This window comes from Brevibacillus antibioticus, assembly GCF_005217615.1.
Classification (GTDB): Bacteria; Bacillota; Bacilli; order Brevibacillales; family Brevibacillaceae; genus Brevibacillus; species Brevibacillus antibioticus.
In genome coordinates this window covers 2,547,480-2,569,013 of the sequence record NZ_SZNK01000001.1, presented here as the reverse complement: position 1 = coordinate 2,569,013, position 21,534 = coordinate 2,547,480, and the positions used below count along the sequence as shown (strand labels likewise).

General features: G+C 48.4%; 18 protein-coding genes and 1 riboswitch. Of the genes, 8 read left to right on the top strand and 10 right to left on the bottom strand.

All coding sequences use genetic code 11. The features are described 5' to 3' along the window. Positions 1–98: 98 nt before the first annotated feature. Together E8L90_RS11805 and E8L90_RS11800 are read left to right on the top strand one after the other, a co-directional pair. Positions 99–671, top strand: a complete 573-nt coding sequence (locus E8L90_RS11805; RefSeq protein ID WP_137033399.1) for a sigma-70 family RNA polymerase sigma factor — start codon at positions 99–101, stop codon at positions 669–671. After that, positions 662–2,872, top strand: coding sequence for a YcdB/YcdC domain-containing protein (locus E8L90_RS11800; protein WP_137029570.1), 2,211 nt, complete (start codon positions 662–664; stop codon positions 2,870–2,872). Before E8L90_RS11805 ends, E8L90_RS11800 begins: the two co-directional genes overlap by 10 nt. Positions 2,873–2,940: 68 nt before the next feature. Here E8L90_RS11800 and E8L90_RS11795 read toward each other — a convergent pair whose 3' ends face one another. After that, positions 2,941–3,048: a YjcZ family sporulation protein gene (locus E8L90_RS11795; protein ID WP_007724452.1), complete on the bottom strand. Its 108-nt coding sequence runs from the start codon at positions 3,046–3,048 to the stop codon at positions 2,941–2,943. 213 nt (positions 3,049–3,261) lie between these two features. Next, positions 3,262–3,363: riboswitch (SAM riboswitch) on the top strand. A gap of 117 nt (positions 3,364–3,480) precedes the next feature. Between E8L90_RS11795 and metH the strand changes: the two genes are divergently transcribed. Further along, on the top strand, positions 3,481–6,927 hold the full coding sequence (metH, locus tag E8L90_RS11790; protein ID WP_137029569.1) for a methionine synthase: 3,447 nt from the start codon (positions 3,481–3,483) through the stop codon (positions 6,925–6,927). 32 nt (positions 6,928–6,959) lie between these two features. After that, positions 6,960–8,825: a bifunctional homocysteine S-methyltransferase/methylenetetrahydrofolate reductase gene (locus E8L90_RS11785; protein ID WP_137029568.1), complete on the top strand. Its 1,866-nt coding sequence runs from the start codon at positions 6,960–6,962 to the stop codon at positions 8,823–8,825. Between the two features lie 59 nt (positions 8,826–8,884). Here the strand turns inward: E8L90_RS11785 and E8L90_RS11780 are convergent, their stop codons facing one another. The 5 genes from E8L90_RS11780 to E8L90_RS11765 form a co-directional block, all read right to left on the bottom strand. Continuing rightward, positions 8,885–9,874, bottom strand: a complete 990-nt coding sequence (locus tag E8L90_RS11780) for a phosphotransferase (protein ID WP_137029567.1) — start codon at positions 9,872–9,874, stop codon at positions 8,885–8,887. A gap of 73 nt (positions 9,875–9,947) precedes the next feature. Then, positions 9,948–10,526, bottom strand: coding sequence for a mismatch-specific DNA-glycosylase (locus tag E8L90_RS11775; RefSeq protein WP_137029566.1), 579 nt, complete (start codon positions 10,524–10,526; stop codon positions 9,948–9,950). 114 nt (positions 10,527–10,640) lie between these two features. Beyond that, a complete protein-coding gene (locus E8L90_RS30275; protein ID WP_167497597.1) occupies positions 10,641–10,790 on the bottom strand; it encodes a hypothetical protein in 150 nt (49 codons plus the stop codon). A 213-nt stretch (positions 10,791–11,003) separates the two neighbouring features. Then, positions 11,004–11,723: a 3-ketoacyl-ACP reductase gene (locus tag E8L90_RS11770; RefSeq protein WP_137029565.1), complete on the bottom strand. Its 720-nt coding sequence runs from the start codon at positions 11,721–11,723 to the stop codon at positions 11,004–11,006. Positions 11,724–11,900: 177 nt separating this feature from the next. Further along, entirely contained in the window at positions 11,901–13,421 is a 1,521-nt protein-coding gene (locus E8L90_RS11765; protein WP_137029564.1) for a carboxypeptidase M32, read from the bottom strand. Between the two features lie 274 nt (positions 13,422–13,695). Here E8L90_RS11765 and E8L90_RS11760 point away from each other — a divergent pair, with 274 nt between their 5' ends. Next, positions 13,696–15,294, top strand: coding sequence for a peptide chain release factor 3 (locus tag E8L90_RS11760; RefSeq protein WP_137029563.1), 1,599 nt, complete (start codon positions 13,696–13,698; stop codon positions 15,292–15,294). A 70-nt stretch (positions 15,295–15,364) separates the two neighbouring features. Beyond that, the gene (locus tag E8L90_RS11755; RefSeq protein WP_137029562.1) at positions 15,365–15,961 is read left to right on the top strand and encodes a histidine phosphatase family protein; all 597 of its coding nucleotides are present in this window, start codon (positions 15,365–15,367) and stop codon (positions 15,959–15,961) included. Here E8L90_RS11755 and E8L90_RS11750 read toward each other — a convergent pair. Genes E8L90_RS11750 through E8L90_RS11740 form a run of 3 tightly spaced genes read right to left on the bottom strand, consistent with a single transcriptional unit; the run spans position 15,958 to position 18,186 of the window. Further along, entirely contained in the window at positions 15,958–16,497 is a 540-nt protein-coding gene (locus E8L90_RS11750) for a GNAT family N-acetyltransferase (RefSeq protein ID WP_137029561.1), read from the bottom strand. The two genes, E8L90_RS11755 and E8L90_RS11750, sit on opposite strands and share 4 nt — an antisense overlap. Then, a complete protein-coding gene (locus E8L90_RS11745) occupies positions 16,498–17,586 on the bottom strand; it encodes a M24 family metallopeptidase (RefSeq protein WP_137029560.1) in 1,089 nt (362 codons plus the stop codon). A gap of 48 nt (positions 17,587–17,634) precedes the next feature. Continuing rightward, a complete protein-coding gene (locus tag E8L90_RS11740; RefSeq protein WP_137029559.1) occupies positions 17,635–18,186 on the bottom strand; it encodes a helix-turn-helix domain-containing protein in 552 nt (183 codons plus the stop codon). Between the two features lie 171 nt (positions 18,187–18,357). Between E8L90_RS11740 and E8L90_RS11735 the strand changes: the two genes are divergently transcribed. Both E8L90_RS11735 and E8L90_RS11730 read left to right on the top strand, forming a co-directional pair. Beyond that, on the top strand, positions 18,358–19,506 hold the full coding sequence (locus E8L90_RS11735) for an MFS transporter (RefSeq protein WP_137029558.1): 1,149 nt from the start codon (positions 18,358–18,360) through the stop codon (positions 19,504–19,506). Between the two features lie 188 nt (positions 19,507–19,694). After that, entirely contained in the window at positions 19,695–20,678 is a 984-nt protein-coding gene (locus E8L90_RS11730) for an ABC transporter substrate-binding protein (RefSeq protein ID WP_137029557.1), read from the top strand. Positions 20,679–20,734: 56 nt separating this feature from the next. Here E8L90_RS11730 and E8L90_RS11725 read toward each other — a convergent pair whose 3' ends face one another. Continuing rightward, positions 20,735–21,526, bottom strand: coding sequence for a DUF817 domain-containing protein (locus E8L90_RS11725; protein ID WP_137029556.1), 792 nt, complete (start codon positions 21,524–21,526; stop codon positions 20,735–20,737). Positions 21,527–21,534 lie beyond the last annotated feature (8 nt).

The following is a 21,534-nucleotide window of genomic DNA, read 5'->3' as shown; positions in this document are numbered from 1 at the left end:
AAACTGATTTATTGATAAAATCATTGGATAATCTTGTCACAAAAATAAGCCAGCTGGATCAAATACATATCAACACGGAACAAGGAGGTGAACAGCGCGTGAATGCAAGTGCCAAAAGTAGCGAAGTGGACTGGACGCTGCAACTGACCAACGAGGAGAAGCTGACGAGACTTATGAGCGAGTACGGAGACAACATCGTGCAGCTCGCCTACTTGATCGTCAAGGATCGGGGGATCGCGGAAGACATTACCCAGGAAGTGTTTCTGAAGGCGTATCGGGGTCTGGATCAGTTCCGCCATCAGAGTAGCGTGAAAACGTGGCTTTACCGAATCGCGATCAACGAGTCCCGTAAATATTTGCGTTCGTGGTCTTTTCGCCAGATTTTTTCTACATACCTCTCCAAAGAGGAAGCACCCCCGGAAAAGGTCGACACCGCAAATGTTGAATCGGCTGTCATCGGACGAATGAGCAAGGTACAGGTAGCGGAGCAGGTGATGAAGCTCTCGCCACTGTACCGAAAAGTCATGGTACTTCATTACTATGAAGATTTGTCAATCAAAGAGATTGCGCATGTGTTGGAAGTTTCAGAAGATGCTGTACGAACCCAATTGTCCCGGGCCCGAAAACATTTTAAGGCATTGTGTGAAAAGGAGGGATTGGAATGGATGTAGATAAGCAAATGCGCGAAGCAGTACGGAATGGGAGTCAAAAATCGATAGAAGAAGTGAGGTTTACAAAAGAGATGGAATTGCGGATCAGAGGTGCAATTGCACAGAATAAACACAAAAGTCGAAACCGATTATTTATGGCTGGATCACTTGCTGCTTGCTTGGCGGTAACTGCTGTGGGCATGCACCAGCAAGGTTGGTTTCCACAGATGCCGAGTGGAAAAAATTTAGCGAGTGCGGTCGCAACGACTGCAACGGATAAAAAGAATACAGAGGCAAAGCAGAACAACGTAAAGGTATCGGCAGAAGAGGCAATTTTGCCCTTGAAAAAGTCGATTTCAGCCTTGAGCAAGATGACAATAAGAGTGGATCGTACAAGCCATGGAATCAGTGATCTAACGTTATTGGAAGGCGATAATGCTCGTGCCAAGGTTGCTTATGATATACAGACTGGACAAATTGAGAGCTTTACAATCGATGGTGATCGAGGAGAACAGAAGGAAGAGAAATTGCCATCAGCCAAGACCGCGGAGAATGTAGCAAACGCATTTCTACAAGCTTTCTTGGGAGAGGGAAGCAAGATCTATGAACTCGTCGAGACTCAGAGATATACTGACGAGTATATGGTAAAAGGCCCATGGATGAGCGTGAATTATCAACGGATGGAAAACGGCCAGCCCGTTCCGTTCGACGTATTGTCAGTTGGAATTGACCAACAGGAGCAAGTCGCGTTTTTCGGGCGATTGAACAAGCATGAACAAGCCTTTTTCACCAAGCTTACAGATGCCATGCCTGATTTGAACCCGTCCCTTCTTCTTTTGGATAAAGAAAAGAACCACGATGGCATGTCATTCATCTTGGGGAAAACGAACAACGAGGGGCATAAGGTTTCTCTTGTGATCTATGGAAATGGTCAAGCACTGGAATCGTACAGGCTTTTGTATAGGGATGAAAAGGAAGCAGCGAGCGGGAAAGAGGCAGAGGGAGCAAAAGCCTTGCAGCAAGAGCGACAGTTCCTGAACAAACTGCTCGGGGCGGATAGTGAAAACTATCGGTTAGTGGATGCCAACGATCCAGGGGTGTACCTGCGATATTACAACGGACTGCCAGTGTTGTCTGATGAAATTAGCATAACAACAACTGACTCTGGTCACGTCCGATATCTCAGCAAGGAGCCCGAAACATTCGAGCCGTCGCAGTACCCGGATGTATCGAGTGCTGTGTCAGAAGAGGTAGCCATCAAAGAGCTGAGTGAGCATATGAAGCTTCGATACGTGCAGAATCCGAGAATATGGCCAGAATCAAAGCAAGGGAAGAGGTGGCAACCTATTCTGGAATACACGCCAGCTGTTTCCTTCATGCAAAGAGGACGTGAAGATGGTACGGAGTGGCATATCGACGCGACCAGTGGCAAGATTATGTATGGAACGGGAGATAATGGGCTTGCCTATGATCAGTTGAATACGACGGAAGCACATCCGATCGAATCTCTAAAGGAATACGTCAAGGTTCGCTCCAAGGATGAGGCAAAAGCACTGCTGCAAGCGGAATTTGGCATACAGGTAGATGAATCGACCTATAGAGAGAGTGAGAGTATCCGCGAGGGGCGCAAGGAATACGTCTGGAATGATAAAAATGACAAGTATATCGGCGTAGAAGTCATTGCAGAAACAGGCAGTGTCGTCGGGCTGGGATCACCGCGTTCTGATACAGCGGTGACAGTCAAACGCGAGCAAGCGGAAGAGGCTGCACTCGCCTTTCTGCATAAATACGTCGATCCTGGCGTAAAAGAGGTGCAATTAGCACAAGTCATACAGCCAGCCGAAGCGAATCCTGTGTCATCGGGCGAATGGGAATTCAGATATTTTATGAGCAAGGATGGCATTCCTGTACAGGATCGCGAGCAAAAAGCGGCTTATTCGGTAACAGTTGATCCGTCTTCTGGCAAAGTGACAAAGTTTCATAACTTCAGAATGACGCACGAGTTGGTGGAGCTTCCAGCATCCGACAGGATCGTTTCGAAAGACAAGGCTGTTGAAGAGTATTTACGCGTCATGCCTCTAAAGCTGGTTTATTTGATGAAAGATGTGGATGGGCAAAAATTAGCTCAACCAAAGCTGGCGTATGTGCCGTGGAGTGACGAAGAGCGGGCGATTAAATTTATGACCCTTGATGCCGTGACAGGCAAGTTTATCGCCGACTAAAACGAAAAAAAGGCTATCCCGCAGCCATTCTTGATGGCTTTTGGGATAGCCTTTTTTTAAACACTTATCTAACAGTCGTCACACGAGCACCCAATAATTACCAACAGGATAAACAGCACGAGCACGATTGCGAAGCAGTCACCGAAGAATCCGTTTCCGCAGAATGATGTACTCATCTTTGTTTCCCCTCCTTTCCGTTATACTCCAGTCTATACACGAATGCCGATATTGGACTGGGCGGATGCCCAGCTTAGGCAAAAATGGGCGCGTAAGAGGAGAGGCTCCGTAAAAAATAGACAATTCACAATTGACGGGGAGACAAAGGGGGTGTTAAGATACTTGCAAACATTCAAGACATTTCGCAAAACAACTAAATGACAAGTGTACGACTCTTATCCAGAGAGGCAGAGGGACTGGCCTGATGAAGCCTCGGCAACCGGTAAAAATCCGGTGCCAATTCCAGCAAAGCTACGTGCTTTGAAAGATAAGAGGATGTCTCAGGCGTTTTCTTATCTGCTGACAAATCCTCTTCTTTCAAAAGAAGAGGATTTTTTTTTACACCCAATTAGGGAGAATAAGCCGATGTAAGGGAGAAAAGGGGCACGTCAATGAAACCAACCTTTCGCGAACAGCTTTCCCGGAAAATTCTGATTCTGGACGGTGCAATGGGCACCATGCTTCAACAAGCGAACCTGACTGCTGATGATTTCGGCGGTGAAGCCTATGATGGCTGTAATGAACTCCTGAACCTGACCAGACCAGATGTGATCCGTTCCATTCACGAGAAATATTTAGAGGCGGGCGCAGACATCGTCGAGACAAATACGTTTGGTGCTGCTTCCATCGTTTTGGCTGAGTACGATGTGCCAGAAAAAGACCTTGAGATCAATATAGCGGCAGCTCGCTTGGCCAGAGAAGCGGTGGATGCCTATTCCACAAAGGAGTGGCCGCGTTTTGTAGCAGGTGCAATGGGACCTACGACCAAAACCCTTTCGTTGACAGGCGGTGTCACTTTCGAAGAACTGATCGAGGCGTATTATCGTCAGGCAAAAGGTTTGATTCTCGGCGGCTCCGATGTTCTTCTTTTGGAAACCTCGCAAGATACGTTGAACGTGAAGGCTGGCGGAATCGGGATTCGCAAAGCTTTTGAAGAGCTTGGACAGGAACTCCCCGTGATGCTGTCAGGTACGATTGAGCCGATGGGCACAACGCTGGCGGGCCAAAACATCGAGGCGTTTTACATCTCCTTGGAACATATAAAGCCAGTCTCCATTGGTCTGAACTGTGCGACTGGACCCGAGTTCATGCGTGATCATCTGCGGACACTATCAGGAATTGCCCAATGTGCGGTCAGCTGTTATCCGAACGCAGGCTTGCCAGACGAGAACGGTCATTACCATGAAACGCCACAGGGACTTGCTTCGAAAATGCGGGCGTTCGCTGAACAGGGCTGGATAAATGTCGCGGGTGGTTGCTGCGGAACAACGCCTGACCATATTCAAGCGATGGCAGAAGCATTGCAAGACTGCAAGCCACGCAGTGCAGCTGTAGAACCGCTGAGCGCGGTCTCCGGGATCGAGGTTGTTTACGTCGAAGATGACAATCGTCCCTTGCTAGTAGGGGAGAGGACCAATGTCATCGGTTCCAAAAAATTTCGTGAAATGATTGCAGCCGGTCACTATGAAGAAGCATCTGATATTGCCCGAGCCCAAGTAAAACGCGGCGCACACGTCATCGATATATGCTTGGCTGACCCCGACCGTGATGAATACGAAGATATGGGAAAATTCCTACAGTTCATCGCAAAAAAAGTAAAAGCCCCCCTCATGATCGACTCGACAGATGCCAAGGTCATGGAGCTGGGACTTCGCTATTCGCAAGGGAAGGCCATTCTCAACTCGATTAACTTAGAAGACGGCTTGGAGCGATTTGAGGAAGTGGTTCCACTTATTCACAAGTTCGGTGCCTCCGTTGTCGTTGGAACGATTGAAGAAGCGGGTATGGCGATCACTCGCGAAAAGAAGCTGGAGGTCGCGCAACGCTCGTACGACATTCTTGTCAACCAGTACGGAATAAAGCCACAGGATATTATTTTCGATCCACTCGTCTTTCCAGTAGGGACAGGAGATGAACAATACATCGGCTCTGCAAAGGAAACCGTAGAAGGAATTCGTTTGATCAAACAGGCAATGCCTGCTTGCAAGACGATCCTGGGTGTCAGTAACGTTTCCTTCGGCTTGCCTCCTGCGGGCAGGGAAGTGCTGAATGCGGTCTTCTTATACCACACCACTCTCGCAGGGCTTGATTACGCCATCGTCAACACGGAAAAGCTGGAGCGCTACGCTTCGATACCAGAAGACGAGAGAAAGCTGGCAGAAGCCCTGCTGTTCGAGACGAATGATGAGACATTGGCAGCCTTCACCGAATTTTATCGCCAAAAGAAAAAGGAAGTCAGTGTGGAGGTCTCCTCGTTAACACTCGAAGAACGCTTGGCCCGTTATGTAGTCGAAGGCTCTAAGGATGGTCTGGTGGAAGACTTGAAGCTGGCTCTGGATAAATACACACCGCTCGAGATCATCAACGGTCCGTTGATGGCTGGGATGGAAGAGGTCGGTCGCCTGTTCAACGGCAACCAGCTTATCGTGGCAGAAGTATTGCAAAGTGCGGAAGTCATGAAGGCATCCGTATCGTTTTTAGAGCCGTTCATGGAAAAAAGCGATGCCGCTGCCAAGGGGAAAATCTTGTTGGCGACAGTCAAGGGCGATGTACACGACATCGGAAAAAACCTCGTGGAAATTATTTTGTCAAACAACGGCTACAATGTCGTGAATCTGGGGATCAAGGTACCGCCAGAGCAACTGATTGTCGCATGCAGAGAAGAAAAGCCGGATGCCATCGGTCTGTCTGGACTCTTGGTCAAATCCGCGCAGCAAATGGTCATTACTGCACAAGACCTGCGTGATGCAGGCATTGATATTCCGATGATGGTTGGCGGCGCGGCGTTGACGCGCAAGTTCACATCGAACCGGATCGCACCGGAATACCGCGGAATTGTTTTATATGCAAAAGATGCCATGGATGGTCTGGATCTCGTGAATCGTCTGCAAAATCCGGATGAACGTGATCGTTTGGTAGAGGAACAGCAGCATCTACTGGAAGCAGTCGCAACGGCTCAGCCTGTTGTCGAGGAGAAAAAAGCAACTTTGCCAGCTCGCTCAGCGATCAGCAGAATCGTTCCGATCCATCTGCCGCCAGATTGTGAACGGCATGTCCTGCGACAATACCCGCTCAGCCATCTGCAACCGTATTTGAACCTGCGGATGCTTCTCGGAAAACACCTCGGTGTTCGCGGAAATGTAGATAGATTGATAGAGGAAGGCGACGAGAAGGTACTGGAACTGTACGGCATTGTGGAAGAGCTATTAAATGAAGCGAAGCAAAAAGGAACCATTACGACACACGGTGTGTATCAGTTCTTCCCGGCACAGTCAGATGGCAATGATATTTTGGTCTATGATCCAAAAGACCACAGCAAGCTACTAGAGCGCTTTACGTTCCCGCGTCAGCCGGAAGAACCTCATCTTTGCCTGTCCGACTTTTTGCGACCAGTGGAGAGCAAGGAAATGGATTATGTCGGATTCCTGACGGTAACGGCTGGGGGAGGGATTCGCGAAAAATCTACAGAGCTAAAAGAGCGTGGCGACTACTTGCGCTCTCATGTCCTCCAAGCCTTGGCATTGGAGCTGGCAGAGGCATTTGCTGAGCGAATTCACCACGTCATGCGCGACGTGTGGGGCATCCCGGACCCAGTTGAGATGACGATGCTGGAGCGCTTCGGTGCTAGATATCAGGGTATTCGTGTCTCCTTCGGTTATCCTGCTTGCCCGAACTTAGAGGATCAGGCACAGTTGTTCCGTCTACTGCGTCCAGAGGATATCGGCGTTCAGCTGACAGAGGGCTTCATGATGGAGCCAGAAGCTTCCGTATCAGCAATGGTATTTGCTCACCCTGAAGCACGTTATTTCAACGCAGGTCCATCCATTTTTGAAGTTTAAAAATAAATGAAAATGGGAGAGAAGGGATTGAGTTGACGACGAGAAAGAAAGATTTACGAGCCTATTTGAAAGACCACTTGCTAGTCGGAGACGGTGCGATGGCGACCCAGCTGCACGGGGTGGGCGTCCCCGTTGGCGTCAGCTTTGAGGAGCTGTGTTTGTCCAACCCACGTTTGGTGCATGAAGTTCATACGTCTTACTATCAGGCTGGTGCACGTTTCCTGGAGACAAATACGTATTCTGCCAACCGAGATGCATTAAGCCGTTACGGTCTGGAGCATAAGGTAGCGCGGATTAACCGGCTTGCAGTCGCCATAGCACGGGAAGCCGCACAGGATGATGCTTATGTGGCTGGGAGCATCGGATCGATTTTGGCTGGACGGGTGAAGAAAAAGGTTTTGGACGAATACCGTGATCAGTATGAGGAGCAAGCGATTGCTCTGTTGCATGCTGGCGTAGATGGACTGATTCTGGAGACGTTCGTGGACCTGGAGGAGCTGCTTCTGGCAATCGAGGTAATTCGCCCGCTCACAGATGTACCTGTAATCGCGCAGTTAGCCACTTTGGAAGTAGGACGCACACGTGATGGGTACGCTTTGACAGATGCTTTTTCCGAGCTGAAAGCCGCAGGCGCTGACGTGATCGGACTAAACTGTCGCCTTGGTCCCGCTGAACTCTTACGCTCGTTTGAAAATACAATGATTCCAGAAGATGCACTTTTATCCGTATTCCCGAATGCAGGGCGTCTGGGAATGACTGACGGAGAATACGCTTTTAAATCATCACCTGAATATTTTGGACAGAGTGCGCTTCGGTTGCGTGAGCAGGGGGTTCGGTTGATTGGCGGATGCTGCGGAACTACACCTGCACATGTGAAGGCGATTGCGGATGCACTTGAGTCGCTTGAGCCGCAAGCGCGTGTGAACCCGACCATCGTTGCTGGAGATCGACCTTCGATTACTGTGCAGAACACGAGGGAGAGGGAGAAGCCAAGCATTGTCGAGCGCGTAAAAACAGCAACGACGATCATTGTCGAGTTTGATCCGCCACGTGATCTGGATGCAGACCAGTTTCTCCACGGATGCTGTGAGTTGCACAAAGCAGGAGCAGACGCTATTACGTTGGCGGATAACTCGTTGGCGACAGTGCGGATGAGCAACATGGCTCTCGGGGCACTTATGAAGAGCAGACATGGAATCGATCCGCTCTTGCACATTGCTTGCCGAGACCGCAATCTGATTGGGCAGCAATCGCACTTAATGGGGCTGCACGCTTTGGGAATCGATCAAATATTGGTGATTACGGGCGATCCATCGCGCTTTGGTGACTTGCCAGGTGCCAGCTCTGTATTTGATGTGACCTCGTTTGATTTGATTCGTATGGTGAAGCAGTTGAACGAAGGTGTTTCGTTTTCAGGACGTCCGTTAAAGCAGAAAGCCCAGTTCATTGTGGGTGCAGCCTTTAATCCGAATGTCCGAAATATGGATGCTGCGGTTGCCCGCTTGGAAAAGAAGGTCGAGGCAGGCGCTGATTACATTATGACGCAACCTGTGTACGATGCAGAGTCCATTCGGAATGTATACGAGGCGACGAAGCATATCGGCATTCCTGTCTTTATCGGGATCATGCCGCTGACCAGCTCGCGCAATGCGGAGTTCCTGCATAATGAAGTGCCGGGAATCAAGCTGTCGACAGAAGCTCTGGAACGGATGAAAAAGGTACAGGGAGAGGCAGCTCGACAGGAAGGAATCGCAATCGCGAAGGAATTGGTCGACACGGCTGTGCGTTACTTCAATGGCATCTATCTGATTACACCCTTCAATTATTACGAGATGGCGGCAGAGCTCATTCAATATACCCGCCAACAAAGCTCTTTGGTGAGGATGGCTCAGACGTAACGGTTTGCGCCAGTTAAATAGGGAAGGCCTATGTGTATAGACAGGCTATAGCCTTGCGTCTAATACACATGGGCCTTCATTTCGTCTAGCATAAACGCGGTTTTGAGAGCTTCTCGATTGCAAAACTGTTGAATCTCAGCAAGGTTCATCTGGTCATACTGCTTTTTGCGTAAAAAACGTTCAATGATATGCGGGAAAGCGAGATCGACAAAGAGTAGATGCAGTTGCCTAATCGAGAGGGGATTTTCTCGGAGATAGCCACGCAATAAATGAGAGAACAATTCCTCGTTCCAATGCTCATTTTTTCGCATAGCAAGGGAGAGAACACGCGCAATGTCTTTGGACGGGAAATCGTAGCGAACGTCCTCCCAGTCAATGATCGCAATTCTTTGATTACTGACGAGCAAATTCCCATTGTTAAAATCTCCGTGACAGAGGAAGTGTTTGGTCAATGGTTCCCTTTTCCATGTCGAGAAGTATGAAGAGGAGAGTAAATGTTCCTTGGCACTCACTCCTGCTTGTTTAAAAAAAGGAAGGTATTCCGCGATAGTGGCGTATTTACGATCATTTTTCCCGGTGTGTCGAAGCTCCCACTTCTCAAGGGCGGCTAAATCTGTTTTGTACTCCACGGACCATTTCTCTGCGCCATTGTAAAGTTTGCCGTACTTGGAGGAAAAACCGAGCGATCTCGCATGAATTTTGCCTAATACCGTGCCGATGCGTTCCATTCGAAGAGGGGAAGTATACGCAATATTTGGCCAGGATAGCCGTTGGTGGAGAACGAAAGGCTTTTCTTTATGTGTGATGTAGCGCTTATTATTTTTGGTGCGTTGAATGTCAGGGATGTGTACGCCGTTTTTACGCAAATGCGCTTCTGCATGCAGGATGAAATGTAAACGTTCCTTTTCCAGAGGCAAAGCTTTTGCGATGAATTTGCCATTGGTTGTTTCCAAGTAAATGACGAGTGACTTGGGTGTATCTCGAATGGTTTTGTGTTGCAAAACAGTCATGTCGTATTTGTTCTGGATTTTTTTGATGAGGTCGTCCACTGCTGATGCCCCTCCCTGCGTATAGAGCTACAAGTATTGTACGGAAGAAGAGATGTGGTTGACACGAAAGGCCCTACTTAGCAGGCGAGGGTAGAGGGTGCCAATTCATCTTGCGTAAAAAATGACTCAGCTCTGTAAACTTGGCGATGCGTTCCTCACGTGTAAAAGATGCGTTTGCCCCACTGGTAGACGGGACGACAAACACATAGCTGCCAGACCATTCTTCTGTTCCAAAGTACCTGATTGGTTGCAGTCCCAGTGAAATTGCCTCTTTCTTTTGGCCAGTCGCGTGACGAAAAGCAGTAATGCCGTTAAAACAAATAACACGAGGTCGGTAAGTCTGGATCATTTGGACGAACAGCTCTGCCCCAGTGGCGTAATCCTCGTTGCGCAGGTCTGTTGCGGAGCGGGTAGGGCGTGATACCAGATCGGTAATACCATAGTGGTAGTCTAAGAGGGTAGCGGTTTCCTCGGGCAATAGCTTGTGAGGAGTCAGGCCACCTTCGTACAATCCACGCCAAAACAGGTTGGCTGGATTGGCGTAGTGGAAACCCGTCGTAGCCGAAATACGTCCTGGATTGATACCGCAAAATAAGACTGCCAAATCGCGGCGAATGTACGTGGGCAACCATTTATCTGTGAACTCGACCAAAGCGAACCCCTCCTGTTTACCACATTGTAGCACATCAGTGAACGCTTTCAGAAAGGAGCAAAAAAAGCTGCCAGATTCGGCAGCTTCAGGCTATATTGGATCAAGTAACGGAACTTAGAGCTGGGGATGCGGATACGGCAGCATTTGCTGTGGATCATTGAACGTGAATTGCTCCATTTCATTTCGGACGTATCTTTTCGTCTCGAATGGAACGACTTCTTGTTCTTCATTCCCCCACAACCAATTCGACAGCACTTGTATCATAAGGATACCCTCCACTTTGTGGAAAATGTTTTACATGTTCATCATACTCCTGTTGAGGGTATTTTTGGTTGGGCAGGTGTGAATAAGGCGTGAAGAAATCGTGGATAGAACGTGAACAAAATTGAAGCGATTTCACCGGGCTTCGGAAAAGAAAAAGCGAAAAGAAATCCGCCTGTACGAACGGACCCTTTTCGCTTTTTTGCCATGTCATTTCTATGGATTGGTGGACCACAGTCCAGCGGATTTCACAAAGATGCGTTTGTTCAGCTTCAGCTGGCTAACCACGAACTCAGCAATATCCTCAGGCTGCATGGTCTTTTCAGGATTTCCGTCGGTCAGACCCAATTCAATGGCCATATCGGTTGCTACTGTGCTAGGCGTAAGCGCCGTTACGCGAATGTTGTGTTTGCGCACTTCGAGAGCTAACGATTCAGTCAGGCCAAGAACACCAAACTTGGATGCACTATAGGCGCTGGTGACAGGAGCTCCTTTTTGTCCAGCAGTGGACGAGATGTTGATAATGTCACCGGAGTTTTGGTCAATCATGCCAGGAAGTACAGCGCGAGTCACGTAGTACACGCCCATCAGGTTGACTTGGATGATTTGTTCCCATTCGCTCGTTTCAAGCTCCAGGAATTTACCGAATTTAGCGACGCCTGCATTGTTGAGCAGGATATCAATTTGCCCCAGTTCATTTTTGATAGAGGTAACAGCAGTCGTGACATCATCATAGTTGGAAACGTCTGCTGTCGCAATCGCGACCTTCACGCCGTATGCTTCTACTTCCTTGGCTACTTGCTTCAAATTTTCCTCAGAACGAGCCAAGAGGCCGAGATTTACGCCTTCTTTTGCCAAAGCAATGGCAGTAGCCCGACCAATTCCTTTACCTGCTCCTGTAATGATTGCGGTTTTTCCTTTTAGATCGATAGCCAATCGATAACACTCCTTTTTTGAGACAATAGGAATCTCATGTATATTGTGCAGTGTACTAGCATTTATCCGCGAGGGGAAGGATGCACTTTTATGTACGTAGGTTACAAAAGGTAACTGTGGGAAATGAAAATGTCCTCCCTGAGCAGGGAGAACATTGGATAGTAAGGGGAGAACTGCTTACAGCTTGTATACGTCTGTGTATTTTTTCTCGAGGTAATTCATCAAGTAAGTTGCATTTGTACCTTCGCCTGTAATCGCTTGAACGAGTTCACGAGGGCTTTTCATTTTACCGTACTGATGGATTTTTTCCTTGAGCCACTCACGGATTGGAGCGAAAGCGCCTTTTGCGATCAGATCTTCGTAACCGTTGATCTCACTCTCCATAACGTGGACGAATTGTGCCGCATACACATTACCCAGCGAGTAAGTAGGGAAGTAACCGATCATTCCGCCAGACCAGTGTACATCTTGAAGCACACCCAGTGCATCTGTCGGTGGCTCGACACCCAGGTATTCTTTCATTTTTTCGTTCCAGATTTTTGGCAGATCAGCTACTTCGATGGTTTGATTGATCAAGCCTTTCTCGATTTCGTAGCGGATCATGACATGCAGGTTGTACGTCAACTCATCTGCTTCCGTACGGATAAAGGAAGGAGTAACAGCGTTAACCGCACGATGCAGGTCTTCTACAGACACACCTTCGAATTGGGTAGGGAATGCTTTTTGCAAGTCAGCGAAAAAGTGATTCCAGAAAGGCAGACTGCGTCCAACCATGTTTTCCCAGTAGCGGGATTGAGACTCGTGAATCCCCATGGAGGTACCATCGCACAGAGGAGTGAACAACAGGTCAGGATTGATGTTCTGCTCGTACATCGCGTGGCCAGCCTCGTGAATGCAACTGAAGAGCGCAGAATTGAAATCATTTTCAGCGTAGCGCGTCGTAATGCGGACATCTCCAGGGTTGAAGGTGGTGCAGAACGGATGCGCACTGCGATCCATGCGGCCAGACTTGAAGTCGTACCCGATTTTCTCGAGGATATAACGGCTGAAAGCTTCCTGGTCTGCCACAGGGAAGTTTTTCGTCAAAAAGGATGTGTCTGGCTTGTACGGAGAGTCGGCGATTGCTTTTACCAGCTTGACGGTTTTCTCGCGCAAGGTGGCGAAGATTGGATCGAGCTGGTCAACAGTCATGCCAGGCTCATACATGTCCAAGAGAGTGTTGTATTTGTTTTTGCCGTCATGACCCCAATATTCAATGAACTCGAGCTGGAAGTTCACGATTTTCTCGAGGTACGGCTGGAACATGGAAAAGTCGTTGTTGGCACGAGCTTCTTCCCACACCGTTTCTGCCTTGGCGGTCAGTACAACGTACTCTTGATGCCTGTCAGCAGGAATTTTCTTGTTGCGGTCAAATTCCTTTTTGCATTCCAGCACACTGTGACGGGTAACTTCATCCAATGCTTCGAGGACAGATGGCTCACTCAGCTCCGTCAAAAGCGCTTCCATTTCTTTAGACGTCGACAGCTTGAATTGCTCGCCAGCCAAAGTCCCGATGATTTCAGAACGGGCATCCATTCCATTGCGAGGCGCTTGTGTAGCTTTGTCCCAATAAAGAACGTTCAGGGCTTGCGTGTAGCTGGTTATTTTCTTCACATAGTCACGGAATTCGGCCGCACGTGTTTCCACAGTCGTTGACATAGGGTTCCTCCTGTAGGTTTGTTATATTCTGGTAATCAGTATGTAAGTCATGCAGTCAAAAAATTTTTACTACTGAATATTATAACGTTTCTTAGGAAACTTGGCTACGCAAAGCCTTTTGCGAGGCCTTAGTTGCGCTTATACGATCATCCTTGAATGAATTAATTTTACCGATAGTACAAGAAAAATTACTAGGTGGATGCGGCAAGCATTTGTCGGTATAATCGTAGAGGAAACGAATGTGTTACTTATTTGCGATGACAGGAGAATGAAGATGAGTCAATCCAATCCCCAATGGGAAAATGAGATAGCAAAACGCCGTACCTTCGCCATCATCTCCCACCCGGATGCGGGTAAAACAACAATGACGGAAAAGCTGCTCTACTACGGCGGAGCGATCCGTGAAGCAGGGATGGTCAAAGGGCGCAAAAATTCCAAGCATGCCACCTCCGACTGGATGGAGATCGAGAAAAAGCGTGGAATCTCCGTTACGTCCAGTGCGATGGATTTCGAATACAACGGACACCACATCAACATTTTGGATACACCTGGTCACCAAGACTTCAGTGAAGATACGTACCGTACACTGACGGCTGCTGACGCTGCTGTGATGATTATCGACGTAGCAAAAGGGGTAGAGGCACAGACGATCAAGCTGTTCAAGGTCTGTCGGATGCGGGGTATTCCAATCTTTACGTTCGTGAACAAGCTGGACCGTCACGGTAAAGATCCATTCGAGCTCTTGGAAGAAATTGAGCGCGTACTGGGTATTCGTTCTTATCCGATGAACTGGCCGATTGGGATGGGCAGCTATTTCAGCGGTGTATTTGACCGCATGAAGTCTCGTGTCGAGCTGTATCAAAGCAATACACAGCACGAGGATATTTCCTTTTTCCCTGTAGAGGGAGCAGAAGATCCACTAATCGGTGATCGTGTTGGTCAAGAGCTGTGGCAGCAATTGCAGGACGAAATCTCCCTCCTAGATGTTGCGGGAGATGAATACGATCCGGAACTGATCAACAAAGGGCAACTGACACCTGTTTTCTTCGGTAGTGCCATCAATAACTTCGGTGTACAAACATTTCTGGACAACTTCCTGCAAATGGCGCCAGCACCTTCTGCGAAGAAGAGTACAGAAGGCTTGATTGATCCGTATACGAACGCGTTCTCCGGCTTCATCTTTAAAATCCAAGCCAATATGAACCCAGCTCACCGAGATCGCATCGCTTTCTTGCGTATTTGCTCCGGCAAGTTTGAGCGGGGGATGTCAGTTAAGCACGTCCGTCTTGGCAAAGACGTCAAATTGGCGCAGCCGGTACAGTTTATGGCACAGGACCGCGAAATAGTCGATGAATCGTTCGCGGGAGATGTCATCGGTCTTTTTGACCCGGGCATTTTCCAGATCGGCGATACACTCTGCGTCGGAAAATCGTTTGAGTACGAAGAAATGCCGCACTTCTCGCCGGAGTTTTTCTCTAAGGTGATGGTGAAGGACGCGATGAAGCACAAGCAATTCCAAAAAGGGATCATGCAGTTGACCGAGGAAGGAACGGTGCAGTTATTCCGTACCCATCCGATGGAAGAGCTGATTCTTGGCGTGGTAGGTGTTCTGCAGTTCGAGGTACTGGAATACCGCTTGAAAGCCGAGTACGGGGTAGATATCATGCTGACGCGTATGCCTTACCAAATCGCTCGCTGGCTCGAAGGGGAGAAAGCAGACCTCGATGCTGTAAAGAACCGAACCGTTTCCGACCGTTATGGCCGTCCGGTTATGCTGTTTGAGAGCGAATACCAGCTGCGTGTCGCGATGGATAAGTACTCGAATATCAAGTTCCACGAGAGTTCTCTTGGTTTGAAATCCGTTCAGTCTTAATTGAAAAAGGAATGACAGGGCCTCCCGATCACGGTGAGGCCCTCTTTATCCCTAATGAGGAGGCAATCCGATGCAAATTTTGTTGATTCGCCATGGACAATCCGAAGCAGATATTTTGAATGTGCATGAAGGCAAGGCAGATTTTCCTTTGACAGAAGAAGGGCGTGAACAGGCACGGCGCATGGCAGCGCGCGTTTTGGAGCAGTTTCCTCCAGATTTTATTTGGGCGAGCACACTCAAGCGAGCCAGTGAGACCGCTTCTATTTTGGCTGACACAGTAGGTTGTCCCGTTCAGTACATACCCGAGCTGCAAGAGCACAATAATGGAGACCTGGCAGGCAAGCCCTTAGAGGAAGTCGCGTTTCCTTGGGGAATCTTGCCGCACGAAAAGTTGGGCGGAGATGGCGAGAGCAAGATCGAATTCCGCGCACGCGGGGAGCAAATCTATTCCGCAATCAGACATCTCAGCACTTCCTATAAAAGAATTGCGATTGTTTCCCACGGCGGCATGATCTCCAGAATCATCGAAAGCTTCTTGCAGCTGCCTGTCTTGCACGACATTTACTTTGCCACAGGCGACACTGGTATCCACTTGTTGGAGTATAACGAATACGGACGTCTGATCCATTTCACCAATTCTACGACTCACTTGGACAGCATAGCCTAGAATTCAATGGCAAAAAACATGACCTCCTTCGCATCATTGGGAAGGGTGATCATCCCTTTTTCTTGCAGACCGATTTTCTTTAGAAGCTTGGCAGAAGATGCATTATCGGGGTTGGTAATTGCTACGATGCGCTTTAAGCCGAAAACTTCTTTTCCGTGGGCAAGAACGGCAGAAGCTGCCTCATAGGCGTAGCCTTTCCCCCAGTATGCGGGCAGAAAGGCAAAGCCGATATCGACATCCTCCAACGAATCTCTCTTGATCAATCCACATAAACCGATGGGAATATTTCCTTCCTTTCGTTCTGTCAAATACAGACCAAAGCCAAGACTCTCGTACATTGCGACAGCGCCATTCAAAATATAGTTGCGGGCGTCTTCCGTCGAATGAAGACCACGATCGCCAATAAAACGAATCCAAGAAGGTTCATTCATCAGTTTCAAGACAAAATCAGCGTCTTCGGCAGTTTGCCAGCGGAGGATGAGACGATCTGTTTCCAGTACTTTCAAAGAAACGACACCAGCCTTTGCTTTTATCATTTATCCGATAATTTGCAGCTCTTTGGGAAAGGATGTCAATACTTCTACGCCTTCCTTCGTGACGAGCACATTGTCTTCAATGCGGATGCCACCGATCCTCGTGTTATAAATGCCCGGTTCAATCGTGAAAACCATGTCTGGGATGAGCTCTCCTACTGCTTGGCTGTGAACGTAAGGCGCTTCATGGAGCTCCAGTCCGATCCCGTGCCCGACACGATTGATAAAAAATTCTCCATAGCCCCGGTCCCCAATGACAGCCCGTGCAGCTAGATCGACATCTGCGATCGGAGCACCTGGTCGAACGGCCTGTATCCCCGCCAGATTCGCTTGTAAGACCGTATCGTACATGTCCAGCAATTCTGCACCCAGTTGACCGACAGCAAAAGTACGAGTCAGGTCCGATACGTACCCATCGACATACACGCCAGCGTCAATCAACAAAACTTCTCCTGCCTGAATCGCACGTTCCCCTGGATCACCATGGGGCAGTGCTGCTTTTTCTCCAGCCAGTACAATCGTTGAAAAGGAAGGACCTTGGGCTTTTAGCTTCTTCATCTGGTATTCCAGCTCTGCTACGACGTCCAGTTCCGTCATCCCTACGGATATCAGAGGGAGCGTACGGCGTAGGGATTCCTCCATAACCCAAATAGCTCGCTTGATCGTAGCGATTTCAGACGCATCCTTGGCCACACGTATACTGCATAGCAAGTCACCGACATCCATTGCTTCTGTAGCGTGCACGGTCGATACGAGTGCCTCGTATGTTTTTGCTGTCAAATGGTTCTTCTCTACACCAATTTGAGAGAGGGAAGACGGAAGCAAATGCCCCAGCACGGTTAGCGCATCCTGCGAATCGTCATGCGTGTAAATCATAATGGCGGGACAAGCCTCCCGTGCTTTGTCAGCGTCCAGCAGTGGAACGAAGAGGAAGGGGGACTCGCCTCTCACCAAGACGAGGCCCATAAAACGTTCATGTGGCTCTGTCAAAAATCCGGTAAAATAGTACACGTTTTTGGGATGCGTAATCAGCAATGCGTCCAGTTTCCTGCTTTCCATATACGCGTGTAGCTTTTCCAGTCTTTCTTGCATCCAGATCACCCTTTTTTATTGGTAGACATGCGGATGAGACACGTTGCGTTAGGTTCTAAAAATGACAGGCGTCAAAACGGACAGGATCTCGGCTTCTTCAACAATGGAAGGATTGTACCACGTATGTAGGAGAGAGGAAGGGAAGTGGATCGTGTCTCCTTGCTCGAGATGGTATTCGGTTTCGTCGACGACGATGGTGACACATCCTTTTACGACGTAGTAAAACTCTTCACCGGGATGCTGAAAGGCGACATGCTTCGTCTGTCCGGGTGGCAACACGTTGAGGAGGGGCTCAAGTGCCCTGTCGGGGAAATTCCCACCGATTCGAACGTACTTTACCGGTGACCCTTCAATCTGCAACGTTTTACGCTTTGCAATGGGCGTGTGGTACGAGATATCTTTTTCTACTTCAAAGAAGTACGTAATGGGGACACCCAGACATTCCGCAATTTTTTGCAGGGAAGTAATCGCGAGCGAGCTGTTGCCGCGCTCTACTTGTGATAAGAAGCTGACGGAGAATCCTGATTTCTCACTTAAATCTTTTAAGGTAAGCTCCTGATGGATACGAAGTGCTCGTATTTTTTTGTAAACGTGCTCCAAAAAGTCACCTCCTGCTCAAAAAGAAATTACGGTATTACAGTAAATATTACGGTAATACAAAAATAATTGCTACATTTATTCTGAATCTTCCTTCTTCTTTTTGTATCCTACTTGTACCATTCCCTTCATATACTGGGACAAAGACAGGCCGTAAGAGAGGAAGGGAATACTTTGAGGGCTCTCCTGTTAGTGGTTTTGTTTCTTGTTGCCTTTGACATGCACGCGCAGACGCCTCTTCTTGCGCCGTATTTAAACGTATTGGGTGTATCCGCTGCGATGATCGGTTTCGTGCTCGGCGGGTATGCGATCAGTAATTTGACAGGCAACCTGCTCGCTGGCCCTTTTCTCGATCGCTATCCGAAAAAATGGTTTATTGCAGGTGGATTGATCTTGGCTGGCGTGATGCTGATTGGTCAAGGCATCGTGCAAAATACTGCTGGTTTCTTTACCTTTCGGCTGATGCTCGGTTTTTTGATGGCGTTTGTATCTCCTGCTTGTTCTGCCTTGCTCGGTGAAACAGGGAAGACGGCACTTGAGCAGGGCGAGATCATGGGCAAAAAGGGATTGGTTCTTACCTCGGCGGGTATCGTTTCCCCGGCAGTCGGTAGCTTTTTGGCGGTGCAGTTCGGCTATGGTCAATCATTCGTGATACTCGGCTACATGATGATCATTGCTGGCGTTTTCGCTTGGATGATGTTGCCGGATAGAGTAGAGGAAAGCACGCCATCAACGCCACGGATGAAAGGTGGGGGCAAGCAGAGCCTAACCTCCATCCTGGAAAATCGAATGCTATATCCTGCGTTTCTTGGGGGATTTGCGATCATTTACGCTCAGGGAACGATCATCTATGAGGTGCCTTTGCTCATCCAAAAGCAAGGGTTGTCCCCGGCCGTTACTGGCATATTATTTAGCTTGAAAGGGTTAGGGGCACTCGCGATTTTGTGCCAGTTTTGGCTGCATCGCGTCCCTGTTGAGACGAGAACTTTTGCCGGATTGGGTGTGCTCAGCCTTCTTCTGTACGCCCTGGCAATCGGGCTGGCGATTCCGATTCACGTCATGATGTTTTTCTTCGGTGCGTCCTTTGGGATGCTGTTCCCAGCTTTTGCGACCATTTTGACGGTACATTCACCGAGAGAGCAATACGGTAGCGTGTTTAGTATTTACTCAGCGATATTGTCGATCGGAGCGGTATTGAGCCCAGTATTGGCAGGCTTGCTGGGGAATTGGCACCATTCCTACTTCATTGCGTTTTTTGTAACCGCGGGTGTCTGCCTGATCGGGGGACTGCATCGATTCTTGTTAAGCGGGGTTCCACGCTAAGAGGATAAGGACTTTCTGCTTAGGGAGCAGAGGGTCTTTTTTTGTTTCCATAAAACAAAAAGTTGAGCATCTTACCATAATCGGCTATAATACCCTTTGTGATTATGATAATTATTCTCAATTAAAATGCGTTCAAGTTGGCAATATTTCGCTGCTTGAAGGCATGAAGCAGATGGAGGAACGAACCAATGAAAAAAACAGCCAAACTTTCGATAGCCAGTGTCGTATTGGCAAGCCTCGTTACAATCGTGAGTGCTTGCTCTGGCCAGCAAAACGCTGCGAGTCCAGAAACACAAGCGAGCAACAGCCAGACCGCGACATCAGCGACTGAAGCCCCACGGGTACTGAAGGATGCGATGGGAAATGAAGTAACAGTCCCAGCCCAACCGCAGCGAGTGATCGCTTCTTATCTGGAGGATCATTTAGTAGCGTTGGGAGTGAAGCCAGTTGCTCAATGGTCAGTAGGGAACAGCCAGGTACAAGGCTACCTGCAAAAAGAGCTGGGGGGTATTCCAGCGATTCCTTATGATCTGCCGCCAGAGGTCGTGATGAGCCACAGCCCTGACCTGATTATTTTGGATAGCGCATCCCTGGTCCAAGGGGACAAGTATAGCCAGTACTCGAAAATCGCTCCTACGTACACCATTGGAAAAGAAAAGAACAGCGATTGGCGTAAAGAGCTCCTGACTGTAGGAGAAGTCCTCAACAAGGGGGAAGAAGCGAAGAAGGTGCTGGCGGATTACGAGACATTTGCAGCTGAGTCCAAGCAAAAGCTGCAGAAAGCGATTGGGGAAAAATCAGCGGCAGCACTGTGGATGACGGGGAAAAATGTGTACGTAGCACGTCAAGACTTGTCTAGCGGCGATGTGCTTTACAAGGACCTCGGGTTTAAGGTTCCTGCCATTGTTCAGGAAATCTCCAAGTCAGGAGATGCAAATTGGAACTCGATTTCCATGGAGAAATTGGCTGAACTCGATGCCGAGTATTTGTTTATCGTAAACAGTAATCCGACTGCTGTGGAACAGCTTCAAAAGGATCCAGTATGGACGAATATCCCTGCTGTGAAGAATGGCAATGCGTATACGTTTGCGAAAGATTCCAGCTGGCTATACACTGGGGTCATTGCCAATCGTCAAATGATTGAGAATGTAATCAGCAACGTTATAAAATAAAAAAGAGAAAGCCTATCCACCCCTTGACGTTTCGTACGAAAGAGTGGATGGGCTTTTTACATGTGTTTCTTGTCTTGGGATTGGGATCTTCTGGATTTTACATGCTTCAATTCCGCCACGATAATAAAGCTCACGATGACAAGTAAAAACCACGAGCTGATTTTACTGAGATGCACGAGCTCCCAGCCTGCTCTTTGATTCGGATAATTCCAAGCCCCGAGGAACGTCGCTATATTTTCCGCAATCCAAATGAAAAAACCGATCAAAAAGTAACCAAGAGGGATGGGCATGAATAGCCTCTCATTAGCAACCTGAAAATAAACACGTGTTTTCCAAAAGACGATGAAGATAGCCGCCATCAGGCCCCAACGCAAATCCCAAATATAATGGTGCGTAAAAAAGTTGAGGTAGATCATCGCCCCCAAGATCGTAGAGATCATCGGATGCGGCCACCCCTCGATCGTGACATGTAATCTCCGCCAAGCTTGACATAAGTAGCTCGCGACACTGGCGTACATGAACCCACTGTAAAGAGGAACGCCCAACACCTTGCTGTACGCATCCTCTGGATAGCTCCAAGATCCCATATGTACCTTGAAAATTTCCAAGCACAGCCCAATCACGTGAAAGACCGTGATGACCTTCAATTCGTCCCGAGACTCCAAGCCGCTTTTCACCATGAAAATCTGGAAGAGCAGGCAGAGCAGAAGTAGGAGGTCATACCTCGGCAAACCAGGAATGGTGACGAATTTGGATAAGGCGAGCGAACCAAAAATAAAGACCGGAAACAAGCAAGACATGGCTTCTTGATAGCCGAAATGAAGCAATAGACGCATATATCGTATCATTTGTCTGT

Excerpts from the sequence above, each read along its gene's own strand:
- E8L90_RS30275 (WP_167497597.1), bottom strand. The coding sequence starts at position 10,790 with ATGATACAAGTGCTGTCGAATTGGTTGTGGGGGAATGAAGAACAAGAA.
- E8L90_RS11730 (WP_137029557.1), top strand. The coding sequence starts at position 19,695 with ATGAAAAAAACAGCCAAACTTTCGATAGCCAGTGTCGTATTGGCAAGC.
- E8L90_RS11795 (WP_007724452.1), bottom strand. The coding sequence starts at position 3,048 with ATGAGTACATCATTCTGCGGAAACGGATTCTTCGGTGACTGCTTCGCA.
- E8L90_RS11745 (WP_137029560.1), bottom strand. The coding sequence starts at position 17,586 with ATGCAAGAAAGACTGGAAAAGCTACACGCGTATATGGAAAGCAGGAAA.
- E8L90_RS11800 (WP_137029570.1), top strand. The coding sequence starts at position 662 with ATGGATGTAGATAAGCAAATGCGCGAAGCAGTACGGAATGGGAGTCAA.
- E8L90_RS11755 (WP_137029562.1), top strand. The coding sequence starts at position 15,365 with ATGCAAATTTTGTTGATTCGCCATGGACAATCCGAAGCAGATATTTTG.
- E8L90_RS11725 (WP_137029556.1), bottom strand. The coding sequence starts at position 21,526 with ATGATACGATATATGCGTCTATTGCTTCATTTCGGCTATCAAGAAGCC.
- E8L90_RS11750 (WP_137029561.1), bottom strand. The coding sequence starts at position 16,497 with ATGATAAAAGCAAAGGCTGGTGTCGTTTCTTTGAAAGTACTGGAAACA.
- E8L90_RS11765 (WP_137029564.1), bottom strand. The coding sequence starts at position 13,421 with ATGTCAACGACTGTGGAAACACGTGCGGCCGAATTCCGTGACTATGTG.
- metH (WP_137029569.1), top strand. The coding sequence starts at position 3,481 with ATGAAACCAACCTTTCGCGAACAGCTTTCCCGGAAAATTCTGATTCTG.
- E8L90_RS11760 (WP_137029563.1), top strand. The coding sequence starts at position 13,696 with ATGAGTCAATCCAATCCCCAATGGGAAAATGAGATAGCAAAACGCCGT.